2 protein-coding genes are annotated in these 18,871 nt (G+C 64.0%); both read right to left on the reverse strand.

The genetic code is table 11. The features are described from left to right. Nucleotides 1–5 precede the first annotated feature (5 nt). The gene (locus JQ617_RS38150) at nucleotides 6–15,470 is read right to left on the reverse strand and encodes an Ig-like domain-containing protein (RefSeq protein WP_212030847.1); all 15,465 of its coding nucleotides are present in this window, start codon (nucleotides 15,468–15,470) and stop codon (nucleotides 6–8) included. A gap of 311 nt (nucleotides 15,471–15,781) precedes the next feature. Beyond that, nucleotides 15,782–18,871: beta strand repeat-containing protein (locus JQ617_RS38155; protein WP_212030848.1), on the reverse strand; the 3,090-nt coding region annotated here is incomplete at its 5' end.

The following is an 18,871-nucleotide window of genomic DNA, read 5'->3' on the forward strand; positions in this document are numbered from 1 at the left end:
GCCGACTACACAAAGATGAAGTCGCCCGCCTTGAGATGCGACGCCACGATGTTCTTGAGCAGAATGGAGTCGTTGGCGTCCAGCGTCACCAGGGTGTCGTTGGGACTGTCCGCCGACGAAGCCCAGGACACGTTCGTGAACTGTCGAACGTCGAGCTTGTCGATGCCCGCCGTGAAATCGGTGATCGTGTGCTGGACAGGCGTCGATGCCGGAGGGGCCGCGAACACGAACTGGTCCCGCCCGCCGCCGCCGGTGAGCACGTCCTGACCACTGGCGGCGAAGATGACGTCGTTGCCGGAGGTGCCCTGCACGGTCGATCCCGTGCCGTTCTGGAAGAAGAAATTCACGGTCTGAGTGGCGTTCGCAATGTCCGACAGCGTCAGTGCCACCTTTTCGGACGCCGGTGGCGTCGGGCCGGGTGTGTAAGTCACGACCGGCGCGGTCTGGACGTTCGGATCGCTGTCGGTCACGTGAATCCCGGTCACGGTGTACACGCCGCTGTTGAAGTTCACAGCCAGATGGCTGGTATCGATGACGGGCCCGTTGTGATTCCAGGTGACGTTCGTGCCTCCTTGGCCGTCGGAAGCGATCAGGAATGCGGTCGGGTCGTAACTGCCGATCAGCGCGAATGAACCGGTGCCGAACTCGACGTGCAGACCACCGGCGGTGGACACGCTGACGTTCGCGGGAGCGATCCCGACGAGATCGATCGTGTCTCCGAGTGCAAAGCCGGTGACCGTGCCGGTGAAATCGGCGGCGTCGGCAAGCACGAGAGTCCCGGGCGTGCTGGTGATGCCTTTGTCGAAGACAACGTTCGTGTCGGACGCTGCGTTGAACGCCAGCGACGCACTGTAGATGACCGCCGTGCCGCCGCCGGTCACCGCGGTGCCGACGGCCAGGCTGCCGGATTCCACTGCGATCGTTCCGGTATTGGTGAAGCTCGTCAGGCCCAGAAGCGACGAGACGCCGTTGCTTTCGATCGTGCCGGCATTCGCGAGCGTCGTGACGCCGGTGACCCCGCTGGCATCGCTGAATTGCCAGTCGGCCCCCGCCTCGTTCGTGAACGTCGCGTTGTAGCCGATGACGATTCCCTCGACGACGCCGGCATTGTCGATGGTGACCGTGCCCGCTCCGGTCGTGGTGACGTCGAGCCCCGCGGTGCCGCCGATCACCGAACCGGCGATCGTAACGCTCACATCGCCGCCGTCGAAACCGAATGCCGCAACGCCGTAGCGGCCCGCGAACACACGGGAATCCGATTCGACGATCACCGCAATGTCGCCCGTGCCGTAATTCACTGCGCGGATGCCGTCGGTGCCGGTCGGCGCGACGATCGTGGCGTGATCGTGGACCAGGACATTGCCGTGGACCGAATTGTTCGCGGTGTTCTGATTGTTGGGATTGTAGCCGGCCAGAATGCCCGCGGCGGGGTCGGCGGCGACGGTGCCCGTCGGCGTCGTTCCGGAATGGATCGTGCCGAACGCATTCACGAAGACTTCGGTCGTTGCCGGCACGACCACGGAGGGATTGGCGGGATCGGCCGATATCGCCTTGTTCAAGGCCGCGATGCCGGTGCTGCCCGAGGTGATGCTGGTGCTCGCCGAGGTGGTGACATAGACGCTGCCCGGCCCATAGTTCTGGGCGAGGAGACCGACACCTGATCCATTCGGCGGATTTGCACCGCCGAGCGCCGTGATCGTCCCCGAGAAATTGTTGATGCTGACGTCACCGACACCATAGTTGTACGCCCTGATGCCGTCGCCGGCATCGGCCGTGACGTCACCGAAATTGTTGACGACGACCTCGCCGTTGACGGCATAGTTCGCCACGTTGCCCGACAAGGACGGGTTCGTCGTTCCGCCGATATAGCCGGCGAGGATGCCGCCTGGCTGGCCGAACGCGGTCAGCCCGGCGCCGGAATGGACCGTGGCGGCATTGGTCACCACGACCGAACTGTTGACGGACGCCGCAATGCTCGTGGCTTCGTTCACGGCGTTGATGCCGGCGCTGCCGAGCTGTGAATCGATGGTATCGCCAACCGAGGTGACGACGGATATGTCGCCCGCATTGGTGCTGAACGCGAGGATGCCGTAGGCCGAACTCGAGGCGGTACCCGCCTTGATCGTCGTGGCCGTGCTCGTATTGCCGTAAACGGTGACCGCAACATCGCCGGTCCCGGCGCCCTCGGCGTGGGCATAGATGCCGTGCGAGCCTGCGGTGACGTTGGCGCCGATGGCGTTGTTCACCACGATGTCGCCATTGCCGTAGTCATATGCCTGGAGGCCGAAGCCGGTGGCGGTGACGGTCGCGGCATTGTTGATGAAGACATTGCCGTTGACGAACAGGTTCGCGTGGGCGCTCGAGCCGCCCAGGAATCCGGCGGAAATGCCGGACGGCGTGCCGCCGCTGTTGGTGGACTGGCTGCCCGAGAGGATCGTGCCGGCGGCGGTGACAGCGATGATGGCCGGCGCCGCTGCTGACGCCGCAGCGGGATCATTGACCGACGCAGGGTTCGAGCCATTGTTTGCACTGATGCCGGAACTTCCGGCGTTGATCGAGCTCCCCGAAGACGTCGTGACGACGATATTGCCGGGGCCGCGGTTGTCCGCACCGATGCCGTAGGGTGCAATGCCGCCGCCGGTCGCACCCGAGGCCGGCAACAGCGCCTGGATCGACACGCCCGTCCCGACCGTGACCGTGACGTCGCCAATGCCGTAATTGTAGGCGTTGATGCCCGAGCCCCTTGCGGCCATGATCGTCGGGTTGGGGTTGTTGTGGGGATTTCCGTCGCTGGCCACGTTGACGATCACGTCGCCGTGCACGCTCGAGCTGAATGCGCCGGCGTTGGACGGATTGTAGCCGGCCTGGATCGCCGAGGGCGCGCTGCCGGAATTGTTGTTGCTCGCGCCGGACGAGATGAAGCCCTGCGAGTAGACCGCGACCGTGCTGCCGCTGTTCGCCCCAATCGAGGTCGACTGGTTGCCTGCATTGATGCCGGTACTGCCGGACGTGATCGTCGTTCCCCAGCCGGCATCCACCAGGCTGCTGCCCGTGCCGTAAGTGAAAGCGAAGATACCGTACTGGGTCAGTCCCTGGTTGGTCGGCGTCGTTCCTGCAGCGGTCGCCGTGATCGACCATCCCGGCGCCAGCGTGACCGACGTATTGCCCGAACCATAGTTGGCCGCAAATATGCCGGCGCCGGCCTGTGCCGTGATGTTGCCGCGGTTTTCGACCGTAACATCGCCTGTGATCAGCGGGTTCGGCGTCGAGGTGTTGTTGTTGAATATGTCGGCGCGAATGCCGGCCGGTCCGGTGCCGGCGTTGGTCGGATTGCTGCCGCTGTTGATGGTCGAGGAATTATAGACCTGGACGTTGCCCCCTGCGCCGGGTGCGCTCTGCTGCTCGACCGCAAGAATGCCGATCAGCCCCGCATTGATGGTCCCGCCCGTGGTGAGGACATTGACCCCGCCGCTTCCGGTGCTGCGGCCGAAGATGCCGAAGGAGCTGGTGCCGGTCAGCGTGACACCTGATTCCGTGACGGCGTTGACATTGAAGTTGACGTTGACGTTTCCGTTGGTCGTGCTGGCGAAAATTGCGTTCTGCGCACCGCTGACACTGCCGTAGTCGATGACATCGGCTCCGCCGGTCGAGCTCGAGACGCTGACGCTCAGACCGGCTCCGCCGCTGGAGACGGCCGCGGCGTTGATGATGGCCGCGCTCGCCCCCGCCGTGCTGACGGCGACGCCCGCACCGGCACCCGTCATTGTAATCGGCGCGGTCGACCTGATGGCCACGGCGTAAGCATCCGCCGCCGCGGCATCGCCGGTCGACAGGCTGAATCCGGTCCCCGTTCCCGAGATCGCATTGGTGACGATGTAGAAGCTGGAACTTATCGGGGTCACCGCGTTGGAGGCCGGGTTAACGATCGCGGAAGACGGCGCCAGAATGAAGCGGTCGGGCGACAACATGTAGAAGGTGTTACCGGTCAGACCCTGCCCGGAGACCTGGAACGTGTAGCTCTGGGCGGAGCCGGTGACCGTCAGGGTCGAGCCGGTCAGATTGAGGCTGGCATCACCCGCGATATTCGCGCCGGACAACGTGATGATATCGCCGATATTCGCGAATCCGGCCCCGGCGAAATTGAGGGCGACGTTGGGCTGCAGTGATGACGGGTTGTCAAAACTCAGCTGGCCCTTGCCGTTGAATCTCAGGGTCGGCGACACCGCGCCAAAGCCGGAGAACTGCAACACCGACCGGTCTTCGAGCGTGATGATGCCGCTGCCGGTCATGCTGCTGAAGATCTGCGCGACGCCGTTCGCCAGGAGATCGATGCTTCCCGTACCGGACTGGCTGAAGGAGCCCGCGGACAGGGTGGCAACGCCCGAGATGTTCATTGTCCCGTTGTTGCTGAGACTGCCGCTAACGACATTCTGCCCGTTCAAATTCCATACGCCGCCCAGGGCGTTCGTGAAGCTCGACGTTCCGTTCAGCGAAACGTTGCCGTAAATCGTACCGCTGTTCGTCGCGGAGCCGTGGCTCGACCCCATATTGATCGCGATATTGCCGGTCGTCCGCGTGAACAGATCGGCCCTGATCGTCCCGGTGTTCGAAAGAGTTGCGAACTGGCCGCTGTTCGAATTGCCGAGATTGACGACAGGAATGTACGGGGCGCCGGGCGCGATGATGGTTCCGGAATTGGTGACCGACACGGTGCCGGTTGCAGCCGCGTTGCTCGTGCCGTTGCCGGTGTTGATGCCGATGGCACCAGCATTGATCGCCGCGCGATTGTCGATCGTGATGTTGCCGCCACCTTGAGCAAAGGCGTTGACGCCGGACAGCCCCGCGGTGATCGACCCCGCCAGCAGCGTGGCACTGATATCCCCGACGCCGAAATTGTAGAGGTTGATGCCGGTCGTGGCCCCGCTCACGACCGCATTGTTGGTCAGCACGACCGAGCCATGGACGGCCCCATTGAACTGTCCGTTGCTGCTTCCGTAACCCGCGGAGATACCCGACGAGATGTTGCCGGCCTGGAAGAAATTGTAACCCGATGTGACCGACCCGGCGGCATTGATCAGGATCTGACTGGACGACAAGGCGTTTGCCGGCACCGCATTGGCATTGATGCCGGTGCCGCCAGACGCAATGGCGCCGGCAGCGGTGATCGCGATATTGCCGCCGCTGCTGTTGTTGGCATTGACACCCGTAACGCCTGATGTACCGGACGAGACGGTCGTTCCCGCTTCCACGTTGATGGTCACGGTCGAGGGCCTGGCGGTTCCGGAGACCGACGAACTCGCGCTGATGCCGGATTGTACGCCCGACACGGAGGCGCCGGTCCGATTGTAGACGGTGATGTCTCCGTAGCCGACGTTATAGGCGACGATGCCAAAAGCCGCCCGGGCGGTCACATCGGCATAGTTGTCGACGAGAACGGTTCCGTTCACAGCGGTGTTCGCAGCGCCTGTGGTCGACCAGAACCCTGCGGAAATGCCGCCTGACTGGGCTCCTCCAACCGACAGATGCACCCCGGTCGCGATGCTGCCGCGCGCCGTGACGGTCACGGTCGAACTGAGCGTGGAAATCGCGGCCGCCTGGTTGATCGCCAGGATTCCGTGCGAGCCCGAGAGGATGCTCGTGTTGTCAGCCGTCGTGATTGCGACGTTTCCGCTGCCAAAGCTCGCCCCGTCGATGCCGTAAACGTCCTTCGCGGTGATCGAATTGGCCAGTTCGTTGATGCTGACGTCACCGCTTCCGTAGTTGAAGCCGCGGATGCCGTCTCCACCCGAGGCGGTGATCGTGGCGGAGTTGTTGATCAGCACGTTGCCGAAAACACCGGGGTTGACGGTGTTGTTCGTGCCGCCCTTGTAGCCGGCCAGAATTCCGGCGGGGCGGCTGCCGTTGCTGGTCAGTTCAAATCCCGATTGAATTGTGCCGTTGGCCGTGACCGAAATCGTACTCGTCGTGACGCCGGCATTCTGGGGGATCGAGGTCGCCTCGTTGTAGGCGAAGATGCCGACCGCGGCGGAGGTGACGCTCCCACCGGCCCCTGTCGTTATCGTGATGTTGCCCACGCCCTTGGATTGCGCCTCGATCCCGTAGAGTGTCAGGCCCTGAATGATGGCACTCGTACCGGTCGTGATGAACTCGTTTCCGTTGCCATTGGTCTGGACGCGAATGCCGTCATGACCGCCGGTGACGTTTCCGCTTTGGCTGACGGTGATGTCGCTGTTGTTCGCGGAATTGAGGTTTACGGCAACGATCCCGCTGAATGCCGCGCCGGTTCCGGTTACATTGCCCGATCCATTGATCAGGATACTGCCCGTGCCCGTCCCGTTCTGCTGGGCAAGGATGCCCCTGCCCGCCTGGCCCAACACCGGCCCGGACGTCGTGACCGTAATCGATCCGGCCGCATTCTGAATCACGGAGATGCCGCTTCCGGCTCCGGTGATCTGGCCGGTGGGATTGACGGTCAGGTTTGCGGGATTGCCCGCGCTTGCACCAGTCGCATAGAGGTCGATCGCATCGCCCGCGCTGGTCGTAACGTTGCCGCTTCCGCTGATCGCGACCGGGCCGCTGGCAATCGAGATGGCATTGACCGTCCCGGTCACAGGCGCTCCGATCTGTAACGTGCCGCCGGATCCGGTGAACTCGGCGACCCCGCCTGCTGCGGCCATCACGACCGTGGCACCGCCGCTGGCGACCAGGACGGGCAAGGTCACCGGGAGACTGGCGTTGCCCGCCGCATCGACCACGCGCACGAAGTATGTGAAGCCCGAGCTTCGGACCGTGGTGTCGGTGAAAGTCCACCTTGTCGGACCGTTCCGGACGACGTCCGTCCACGTCGCATTGTCCGTCCCGATTTGCACCTTGTCGCCGAGTGCAAGCGTGCCGTTCGTCCCGGTCACGGCGATCGCGGTGCTCGTCGAGGACGAGCTTCCGGCAACGGAGGCAATCGTGAGGGATTCTGTCGGCGAACCGGTATCGACGATGTAGCCGGCATTGTCGGCGACCGCAGCCGCAGTCAGCACCGCGGCATTGCCCGCGGCGTCCGTGATGGTGCCGCCGTTCAGGCTCAGCGCGTTGGCGTCGATGCTGATGCCGTTGGCATCGTTCTGCCCGGCCTGGATCGTGTAGGTGAACACCAGCTGGGTGCTGCCGCTGCCTGAGGCGTAAGCCGCCTGCACCGGCGTGCCGCCGATGTTCAGTGTCAGTTGCGGCGTCCCCGTCACCGTGACGCTCTCGCTGAACGTCACGGTCACGCTGACAACGTCGCCGGCATTGAGCGTGCTGTTCTGCACGCCCGTTGCGCTGGTGATCGCCTCGCTGCTCACCGTCGGAGCGGCCGTATCGACCTTGTAGCTGGCATTGTCCACCACCGCGGCCGCGGTCACCACTGCCGTGTTGCCGGCCGCGTCCGTGATTGTGCCGCCGTTCAGGCTCAGAGCGTTGGCGCCAAGGCTGATGCCGTTCGCGTCGTTCTGGCCGGCCAGGATCGTGTAGGTGAACACCAGCTGGGTGGTGCCGCTGCCGGAGGCATAGTTTGCCTGTACCGGCGTGCCGCCGATGTTGAGGGCCAGCTGCGGCGTACCGGTCACCGTGACGCTTTCGTTGAACGTCACGGTGACGCTGACGACGTCGCCGGCATTGAGCGTGCTGTTTTGCGCGCCCGTCGCGCTGGTGATTGCCTCGCTGCTCACCGTCGGGGCGGCCGTATCGACCTTGTAACTTGCATTGTCAGCCACCGCGGCCGCGGTCAGCACCGTCGCATTGCCGGCCGCGTCCGTGATCGTGCCGCCGTTCAGGCTGAGAGCGTTGGCACCAAGGCTGATGCCGTTGGCGTCGTTCTGCCCGGCCTGGATCGTGTAGGTGAACACCAGCTGGGTGGTGCCGCTGCCGGAGGCGTAGTTGGCCTGCACCGGTGTGCCGCCGATGTTCAGTGCCAGTTGCGGCGTTCCCGTCACCGTGACGCTCTCGCTGAACGACACGGTGATGCTCACGACATCGCCGGCATTCAGCGTGCTGTTCTGCACGCCCGTCGCGCTGGTGATCGCCTCGCTGCTCACCGTCGGCGCGGTGGTATCGACCTTGTAGCTGGCATTGTCCGCCACCGCAGCCGCGGTGAGCACCGCCGCATTGCTGGCGGCGTCCGTGATGGTGCCGCCGTTCAGGCTCAGGGCGTTGGCGTCGATGCCGATGCCGTTGGTGTCATTCTGGCCCGGTTGGATCGTGTAGGTGAACACCAACTGGGTGCTGCCGCTGCCGGAGGCGTAAGCCGCCTGCACCGGCGTGCCGCCGATGTTCAGGGCCAGTTGCGGCGTACCCGTCACCGTGACGCTCTCGCTGAACGACACCGTAACACTGACCACGTCGCCCGCATTGAGCGTGCTGTTCTGCGCCCCCGTTGCGCTGGTGATCGCCTCGCTGCTCACCGTTGGCGCGGCCGTATCGACCTTGTAGCTGGCATTGTCGGTCACCGCCGCCGCAGTCAGCACCGCCGCGTTGCCCGCGGCGTCCGCGATCGTGCCGCCATTCAGGCTCAGGGCGTTGGCGTCAAGGCTTATGCCGTTCGCGTCGTTTTGGCCGGCCTGGATTGTATAGGTGAACACCAGCTGGGTGCTGCCGCTGCCGGAGGCGTAAGCCGCCTGCACCGGCGTGCCGCCGATGTTCAGTGCCAGTTGCGGGGTGCCTGTCACCGTGACGCTCTCGCTGAACGTGACGGTGATGCTGACGATGTCGCCGGCATTCAGCGTGTTGTTCTGCGCGCCCGTCGCGCTGGTGATCGCCTCGCTGCTCACCGTCGGGGCGGTCGTATCGACCTTGTAACTGGCATTGTCCGCCACCGCGGCCGCAGTCAGCACCGCCACGTTGCCCGCGGTGTCCGTGATGGTGCCGCCGTTCAGGCTCAGGGCGTTGGCGTTGATGCTGATGCCGTTGGCGTCGTTCTGGCCCGGTTGGATCGTGTAGGTGAACACCAGCTGGGTGCTGCCGCCCCCCGAGGTGTAACTGGCCTGCACCGGCGTGCCGCCGATGTTCAGGGCCAGTTGCGGCGTGCCCGTCACCGTGACGCTCTCGCTGAACGTCACGGTAATACTGACCACGTCCCCGGCATTGAGCGTGCTGTTTTGTACCCCCGTTGCGCTGGTGATCGCCTCGCTGCTCACCGTCGGAGCAGCCGTATCGACCTTGTAGCTGGCATTGTCGGTCACCGCTGCCGCGGTCAGCGCCGCCGCATTGCCGGCGGCGTCCGTGATGGTGCCCCCATTCAGGCTCAGCGCATTGGCGTCAAGGCTGATGCCGTTGGCGTCGTTCTGCCCGGCCTGGATCGTGTAGGTGAACACCAATTGGGTGCTGCCGCTGCCGGAAGCATAGTTGGCCTGCACCGGCGTGCCGCCGATGTTCAGGGCCAGCTGCGGCGTTCCCGTGACCGTGACGTTCTCGCTGAACGTCACCGTTACACTTGCGACGTCACCGGCATTGAGCGTGCTGCTTTGCGTCCCCGTTGCGCTGGTGATCGCTTCGCTGCTCACTGTCGGTGCGGTCGTATCGACCTTGTAGCTGGCGTTGTCGGTTACCGCGGCCGCAGTCAGCACGGCAGCGTTGCCGGCCGCGTCCGCAATGGTGCCGCCGTTCAGGCTCAGCGGATTGGCGTCGAGGCTGATGCCGCTGGCGTCGTTCTGGCCCGCCTGAATCGTGTAGGTGAACACCAGCTGGGTGCTGCCGCTGCCAGCGGAGTAAGCCGCCTGCACCGGCGTGCCGCCGATGTTCAGGGCCAGCTGCGGCGTCCCGGTCACCGTGACGGCCTCGCTGAACGACACCGTGACGTTGACCACGTCGCCGGCATTGAGCGTGCTGTTCTGCGCGCCCGTCGCACTGGTGATCGCCTCGCTGTTCACCGTCGGTGCAGCCGTATCGAGCGTGATGATCAGTGCGGCGGTCGTCGAGGTGTTGCCGAAACTGTCGGAGAGCTTGGCCGAAATCGACTTGGCGCCGTCAGCGCCGAGGTCGCCGCCGGTGACGGTCAAGCTCACGCTCTGCGCGCCGATGTCGGCTGCGCTGATCGTGTGCGTGACGGGATGGGCGAGCGGCGAGCCATTGAGCAACAGCTGGATCGTGTCTCCGGCCGCCACGTTGGCACCGAGCGCAACCGTGAACGTCGGCGCGGTCACGTTCGTCGTGTTGTCGCTGCTGGAATTGCCGGAATCGGAGGCCGCTACCAGGTCCGGCGTGCCGCCGGTCGGGGCATTGGTGTTCAGGACATAGATCACCGTGTTGCTGACGCCCTGATTGCCGGCAGCATCCGTCGCTTGCGCGGTCAGGCTGTTGCTGTCGCTGTGCAGCGTGACGTCGGTGCTCCAGCTGCCGTTGGCCTGGATGGTCGCGACGCCGACCACCGAGGCGCCGTCATCGAGCACGGTAACGATCGCACCCGCGTCAGCGGGATCCGCCGTGCCGGTAATCGTCTGCACGGGCTGATTGGTATTGCCGCCCGCATTGGCGATTGCCAGCACGGGCGCGCTGGTGTCGAGCGTGATGGTCAAGGCGCTGCTGGTCGAGCTGTTGCCCGCCAGATCGGAAAACCGGACGGAAATCAGCTTGGGCCCGTCGGCTCCGAGATCGCCGGGGCTCACCGTGAAACTGACGCTTTGCGCGGCGATATCGCCGGAGGTGACGGTCCGCACCAGGGGATGGGAGAACGACGACCCATTCAGCAGCAGCTGGACCGAGTCGCCCACGGCCACGCCGGCGCCAAGCGCGACCGTCAGCGTCGGAGCCAATATGTTGGTGTTGTTGTCGCTGCTGGAGGCGCCGGAATCCGAACCCGCAATCAGATCCGGTGTGCCGCCGGACGGGACGGTCTGATCCAGCGTGTAGCTGTGGCCGGTGCCTGCGGCAATATTGCCGGCGAGATCGATGGTGCGGACCGACAGCAGACTGCCGCCCCCGGAGAGGATCACCGGAGCCGACCATGCGCCGCCTGCCGCGTTCGCGGTCACCCAGGTCGCGCCGTCGACGCTGAGCTGGATCGACTCGCCCGGAGCAAGAGCGCCCGTATACGTTCCGGTCACGGTCTGTGACGCGACGTTGGTGACGAAATCGTTCGACGAGCTGCCGCTGTCCGCACTGAGCGCCGTCACCGCCGCCGCCGCCGTCGGCGCGCCGGTGTCCAGCGTGTAGCCATGCCCCGTTCCCGCGAGGCTGTTGCCAGCCAGATCGATGGTCCGAACCGACAGCGTGCTCCCGGCGGCCGACAGCGTTACGCCGGATGCCGACCAGGTGCCGTTTGCCGCGTTGGCGACCGCCGTTACCCAGGTTGCGCCGTCAGCACTGACCTGGATGGACTCGCCGGCAGCCAGGGCGCCGGAATAGAAGCCGCTGACCGTCTGCGACGCGACGTTGGTGACGAAATCGCTCGACGAGCTCCCGCTATCCGACCCCAGCGCCGTCACTGTCGCAATCGCGGACGGCGCGATGGTGTCGAAGCTGTAGCTGTGGCTTGTCCCGGCTGCGACGTTGCCCGCAAGGTCGACCGTGCGGACCGACAGCGTGGTGCCCGTCGGCGACAGCGTCATCCCCGACGCCGACCAGGTGTTGTTGGCTGCATTGGCGGTCGCGGCGATCCAGGTCACGCCGCCATCGGCGCTGACCTGAATTGTTTCGCCGAAGGCCAGAACGCCCGTATAGGTGCCGCTGACGATTTGCGACGAAATGTTGGTGACGAAATCGGTCGCGGAGCTGCCGCTGTCGGAGCTCAGCAGCGTCACCGTCGCAACCGCCGTCGGTGCCACTGTATCCAGAGTGTAGCTGTGTCCCGTTCCCGCCGTGATGTTGCCGGCAAGGTCGATCGTGCGAACGGACAGAAGGTTGGTGCCAGGCGACAGCGGCACGCCGGATGCCGACCACGCGCCGCCCGATGCAGCCGCCGTCACCCACGTGAAGCCATTGTTGGCGCTGACCTGGATCACCTCCCCCGCACCCAGGGCACCGGCATAGGTGCCGCCGATCGTTTGCGAGGTCACATTGGTATTGAAGTCGGTCGCCGAGGTGCCGCTGTCGGCGCTCAACGCCCCAACGGACGCAACTGCCGTCGGCGGCGTCGAGTCCAGCGTCAGGACCACGGTATTGCTCGAGCCCAGATTGCCGGCAGCATCCATGTCCTGGGCGACGAAACTGTTGCCGCCCTCGGAAAGCGACACGATCACGCTCCAGCTTCCGTCTGCCTGGACGACGGCACCGGCCACGGCCTGCGCGTTGTCGAAGACGATCACGCTGGTTCCGGCATCGGCCAGGTCGACCGTTCCGGAAATTCTCTGGCTGGCCTGGTTGGTCAGCGCGCTCGCAGTGTCGATCGTGACCGTGGGCGCATCCGTATCGATCGTGACGGCCCGCGAGGCGGAACCGATGGTATTGCTGGCGGCGTCGACGACGCGCACCTGGTACGAAAAATTCGCGTTGTGGGCGCCGGGATCGGTCAGGCTCCACGTCGTCGCCGACGTCTGGACCACATCGCTCCACGTCAGACCGTTGTCACTGCTGACCTGGATCCTCTCATCGGGCGAGAGCGCGCCGTTTGTGCCGGAGACCGACAATTGGGTGCTGTTGGTGACGAAATCGCCGGGCGCCCCGCTGTCCGGACTGATCGCCGTAATGGCGAGCGGCAGCGTGATGTTGAGACTTGCGGTCGACGTCGCGGACTTGATCGTGTCGGTGACCGTGTAGCCGAAGACAACGCGGCCGCTGAAGCCGGGATCCGGCGTGTATGTCCACGTCTGATCGCCGTTCAGGACCAGACCGCCGCCCCCGCTCTGGATCGTCAGCGACGAGATCGACAGGGAGGGACCGTCGATGTCGGCGGCGCCCCTGAGCAAGTCGGTCGGCGTGATGACGTAGGGGTTGTCCTGCTGTCCTTGCGCGAGCGTGACGGGCACCGCCACCGGAGCCGCATCGACCTTCTGGATCGTGGGCTGCACACCGTCGTGCACCGTTACGAAGACGGGGATCGTCACGTAGCCATTGTCGGCGGAGAGCTTGATGAGGAATTCCTGCGTGGCGGTCTCGCCGAAAGACAGATCCGCAAAATCGCTCTTCGGCTCGGCGAAGCGCCAGTTGATGTGTCCGTTCGCGTCGAAGCTGGCGCTGAAATACGGGGTCGCGCCGCCAAATTGATCCGACACGCTGACCGTGACGCCGGTGTAGTCGCCGGTGACGGCAATCGATCCCTTCGTGGTGAGGACATCGGGCGACTTCGTCGTCTCCAGGATGATCGCGCTCAGTCCCGAGGTCGGATCGGCAAAGAAGATGTTGCTGCTGTTGCCGAAGGCGACGTACTGGCCGCCGGCGCTGATCGCGGCCCCGCCGTTCGACGCCGTCCCCACCCCGTCCGAGACCATCCGATAGGCGGGGTCCGCCGGGTTCGTGACGTCGACGATATAGATGTCCGCGAAGCCGTTCTGATCGGCCGAGACCAGCTTGGCCTCGCTCGTGAAGACGATGAAGTGGCCGTCCGGGCTCAAGACCGGACTGTAACTGCTGCCCGAGGCGTTGGAGGTGTGAAATACGACGGCGCCGGCATTCAGGTCATAGAGGTAGATCTCGGAATGACCGGCGCTGTCAGTGAGCTGATACGCGATCATGTGGCCATCTGCGCTGATGGTCGGCGCAACCGCACCGGCTCCAGCGGAGGTGCTGGCGATATCGGCGAGCTCACCCGTCGACAAATCGAAGGCAAGGAGCCTGCCGCTGCCGCCTGGCGCGGTCGCATCCGAGTTCCAGAAAGCGATCAAGTGCCCGTCGGCACTGATGGCGGGCTTCCAGAGCGCCCCCGAACCGCCGACCGCGCCCGGCGTGATCGTTCCCTTGAGCGTGCCGTCAAGGCCGTAGATCGAAATGTTTCCACCGTTCTGCGCGACGATCGTGCTGCCGTCGCCGCTGACCGCGGGGGCGCTCCCCGGCGCGACCTCGATCTGTACATGGTAATGCGTCGGATCGGACGTATCCGTGCCATAGACGAAGACGAAGCTCCCGGCGCCGTCGGAGCCCTGATAGACGATGTAGCGGCCGTCGGAGCTGATGGTCGGCGAACCGTAGCTCCAACCGTTCGCCGGAGACGCGATGGTGGTGGTCTCGCCAGTCTCGTGGCTGAAGAAATAGATCGCGCCGTCTGGGTCGTAGACCACGTCGCCATTGGCGCTCATCACCGGACCGATATGATCTCCCGCCCCCGAGGTGATGGCCGCCACGTTCGGCGGAGTGACGACGAATGGAACAGCCGACAGTTTGACCGGGATGATGATCGGATCCACCACGACGGGCTTCGCAGTCGAGCTCGTGCTGGTGTCGGAGGCCGGATTGACCGTGACGCCGACGCTCGGGGCTGCGCTCGCCTGCTGCGTGGGACTTGTCCCGGTCGCGGAATGATATTCGGTGCCGGGGGGCTGAAGCGGCGGGCTTCCTGCGAATTTCGTCGTGCTGTTCGGATTTGTATTGTCCTTATTGTTGTTGTCCTTGTTCTCCGTATGCTGCGGAAGGTTTGGAAACAGCTGCTTTGCGGAATCATACGTGCTCAGCACCTGCTGGAAGGCACCGAACTCCTGCGCGACCTGGTCCGTCGTCTTGTTGCTCTGCTGCGCAATCACGTCGAAATTCGCCGTCGGCGTCAGCGTCAGCGTCGATCCGTTGCTCGTCACCGTACCGATCAGGACGCCGGCGGTGTTGAAGACCTGAACCGCATGCACCAGACCGTCGCGCTGGTCGACGACGGACACCGACACCCTTCCGTCGGTCGCCGAGACGTCGAGGATCACGGCCGTGCCGCGAATGCCGATCGTGGCGGTCGGCGTCGACACCCGCATGTCACCGGTCTTCGCGACCTGCCCCGCCACAAAGCTGGCGGCGCCCTGGACCAGGGTCATCAGCGAGCTGTTGGAGGTGCTGCTGGCGTCGTAGGTCAGTTCGTTCAGCATGAACCGCGCATTGGCGGACAGATTGAACGTCGTGCCGTCGTCGAGCACGAGACCGAGGGTCGAGCCGCTGCCCGTCTGCACCACGTCGTTCTGGTTGATCGCATCACCGACGTTGGCGACGATCGTCACGCCATTGCGCACGATGCTCGCACTGCCGGTGATCTTGACGACATGGCCCACCACCTTGCCGCCGGCCGCTGGCGCGCCGGCCTGCGCATAAAGGGTGTGCCCCGTCAGGGCATCGACCACGCCGGGATCGAGGCGCGCGCCTTCCGGCGAAACGAGCAGCGGGCGCGCGTGGTCGCGGAAATAGTTCGGCACGATGACGCGATGGAGCTGATCGGAAAGGATCAGGTCGACGCCGATACGCTCGAAATTGCCGGAGAAGAGCAGATGCGCGTCGGGGATTTCGACGCTCCCCGCGAGCCGATCTGCAGCCGGAATGGAGTCGAAGTGAAGGCCTTGGTGATCAGAGCCGATCGACGGAAATGTGCCGGTGTACTTCAAGACGCCACCGTAAATAGTTAAAAATGAATTAAATTGTCTTTTTGCATATCATCACGACGCACGCTGGAAAAGCGGTCGCGCGCGCAACGTGCAAGTTTTTCCGCCCTTAATTAATCCGGCGGTCGGCCAAACTTCGATAAAGACGAATTTCGATTATCTATCTGATTTTGCTATATAATCGACATAACGACAGCAAACTCCGATCACCTCCCGAACGAGGGAAGAGTCGCCGACTAGCTCGCAGCCCGCCCGAAAGGGGCTGCTAAACAGGGCGGCTTCATCAGCCGCCCTTCCCTCAACCTCTGGCCGCATCAGGCTCCGTGAAACCTGATCACCGAACTGCCGGACTCGTCCGTGGTGAGTTCAAAATTGTCAGACGTGTACTGGCCAAGGATGCCGATATTTGCCGTATGGGCACCATCGGTCACGCTCAGCACCCCACCCGTCCCGGTCTCGTTGGCCGTGTACGAAGCCGCGCTACCGGACAAGAACAGGATGTCGTGCAGGTCAATCTGATCGCCCGAGTTGAACCCTGACACGAGGCCCGAGAAGCTGATCGACTGATCCAGTTGCAGAAGCCCATCGCCGGCGGCATCGAACTTGACGTCCACAGACGACGCGGCACCCAGCTCCAAAGTCGCTGAGCCGCTGATCAGCGCGGACCCGCCATTGACATCGGCCTTGGCGGTGATGTTGCCACCATTGGCCCACAGCACTCCGGAATTGGCAACCGCGCTGTCGATCGTGAGGCCGCCCGTCCCCGTTGCTTCAAGCGTACCGGAGTTGATGATCGTGTAAGCGCCGGTATCGATTTCCAACGCGTTGGTGACGGTCGCGATGATGGAGCCCTGATTGATGAGCGCCATAAATCCATTGCCGAGGTGACCCGCGCCGCTGATGATGTTGTCGACATTGGTCAAGGTGACATCCGCGGCCGTACCTTCGATGACGTTGCCGGTGCTGTCGGACAGCACGACGGCTCCACCGCCCTCCAGGGTGATGCCATGTTGGATCAGCTGCAGGTTGGTGACATCGCCGCTCGAATTGAGCTCGATGATCCCCGTGTTGTTGATGTCGCCCGACAACGGCAGCATCGCGCCGTCGCTGATTGCCATCGTGCCGGAATTTTCCGTGACCGGCGTCCGGTCGAAGACGAAGTTGCTTGCGGTCAGGTCAGCCGCATGTACCCCGTTCAACGTAATGGTCTGACCATCGCCGAGCGTTATGAGCGCATTGCCATGCGCATCGTCGACCGTGTTCGCCTGGACATCTGCGAAGTCGATGTACGACGTGTACCCGATGAGGTCGATTTGATCCATCGCGACATCGAAGCTGTAAACCGTGTCGTGACCGATCGGCTGCGAGAACACGAGCAGGTCATGGCCACTCGAGGCGGTAAGTGTGTCATCGCCCGACCAGGCAAAGATGGGTGAGCCAGCAGCGTATGCTTCGACATTGTCGGCTATCGAGATCTCACTCGTAGTGCCATCGGCGTTCACCCACGTCTCAACGATGTGAAGGACCGATGCACCGATATAGGTCTCTGGCGTGGTTACACTCAGAGATTTGACGTCATTTGTGACCACCGTCCACGATCCATCCGGATTTTGCGTCCCACCGCTGATCGTCCAATCAGAGGGCGCTCCCTTGATGACCAGGGTTACCTCACCGCGCTCACCCGTTGGGTCCATTAGAGCAAGGTTTATCGGTTCTCCCGCCACGCCGGCAGGGAACGAACCCGACCCATTGTTCGAAGTTACTGTAGACTGCGTGATCACGGCTCCATTTTGGTCGGTAATGGTCAGCGTGATCGTGAATTTGCCGCTATTGGAGTAGGTATGAGTTTGATTGAACGCTCCGCTGCTTGCAGGATTGAACGTTACGGATGAATTATCACCCCAATTGATGGTGACCGTCTCCGTCGTCAGATTTCCTGAGTCCGGATCGGAGAGATTGCCCGAAATGGTAAGGATCTTGCTCTGATTTCCCGTACCCCATTCCCAAGTAGCAGTGTTTAGGACGGGTGCGTCGTTGGTGCCGGTGATCGCAAAGTTCACGGCCGTCGATGCCGTCCCCGTCGTGCCATCCTTGACAAAGACGGTGAAGTTGTCCGACGCGCTTGCTCCCTGCGCCAAAGCGTTGGTGTCGGGGTCTGCATTGTTGAGCGCATAGGTCACCACACCGGTCGCCGTGGTCAGCGTCGCGACACCGTAAGTACCCGTCTTCGTGTAGGTCGCGCCCGAATTCGCGGTTGCCCACCCGTTGGAGGTGAGCGCCGTGCCGTTAAAGACCGCCGCGTCGCCCGTATCGGGGTCACCCTTTGTCAGCGTGATCGATGCGTTCGCCGTACCCGTCGTGCCGACACCCGCCTCCACCAGCTGCACGCTCTGTGCACCCGCCGTCAGCGTCGGGTTGTCATTGGTGCCGGTGATCGCGAAGTTCACCGCCGTCGATGCAGTGCCCGTGCTGCCGTCCTTGACGAAGACGGTGAAGTTGTCCGACACACCAGCGCCACCTGCCAGGGCATTGGTGGCGCTGGCCCCGTCGTTGAGGGCATAGCTCACCACGCCGGTCGCCGTGGTCAATGTTGCAGTACCGTAGGTTCCAGCCTTGGTGTACGTCGCCCCGCCATTGCCGGTTGCCCAGCCGTTGGAAGACAACGCCGTGCTATCGTAGGTCGCTGCATCGCCTGTATCGGGATCGCCCTTTGTCAGCGCGATCGACGCATTCGCCGTGCCGGTCGTGCCGACACCCGCCTCCACCAGCTGCACGCTCTGTGCACCCGCCGTCAGCGTCGGGTTGTCATTGGTGCCATTGACCGTGATCTCGACGTCCTGGGTCGCGGTCGCGCCCTTGTCGTCGGTCACGGTGACCGTGAAGATCTCGGTATGGCTCTCGCCCGCCGCCAGATCCTGATGGTTGGCGTTGTCCAGCGTGTAGGTCCACTGCCCCGTCGCGGCGTCTACCACAAAGCTGCCATACAGCCCCGTCGCGTTGCCGCTATAGGCTGCCGTCGCGCCATGGTCGACGTCGCTCGATGTCACCTGGCCCGTCGCCGTCAGCTTGGTGTCTTCCGTGGCCGAGCCGGTCTGCGCCGAGCTCGTGATCACCGGCGCATCATTGCTGCCGGTGACCGTGACGGTCACCGTCTCGGTCGCCGTCGCGCCCTTGTCGTCGGTGACCGTCGCGGTGAAGGTCTCGGTCTTCACTACGCCTTCGGCGAGCTGGTCCGCGGCACTGCCTGGCGTGTTGTCCAGCGTGTAGGTCCAGGTCCCGTCGGTCCCGATCGCAAACGAGCCATAGCTGCCCGCCGCGGAGCCACTCCAGGTCGCCGTGGCGCCATGGTCGACATCGCTCGATGCCAGCGTGCCGCCCACGGACGGCGTTCCCGCCGTGACCGT

The organism is Bradyrhizobium sp. KB893862 SZCCT0404 (genome assembly GCF_018130885.1).
In the GTDB taxonomy this organism is placed as follows: Bacteria; Pseudomonadota; Alphaproteobacteria; order Rhizobiales; family Xanthobacteraceae; genus Bradyrhizobium; species Bradyrhizobium stylosanthis.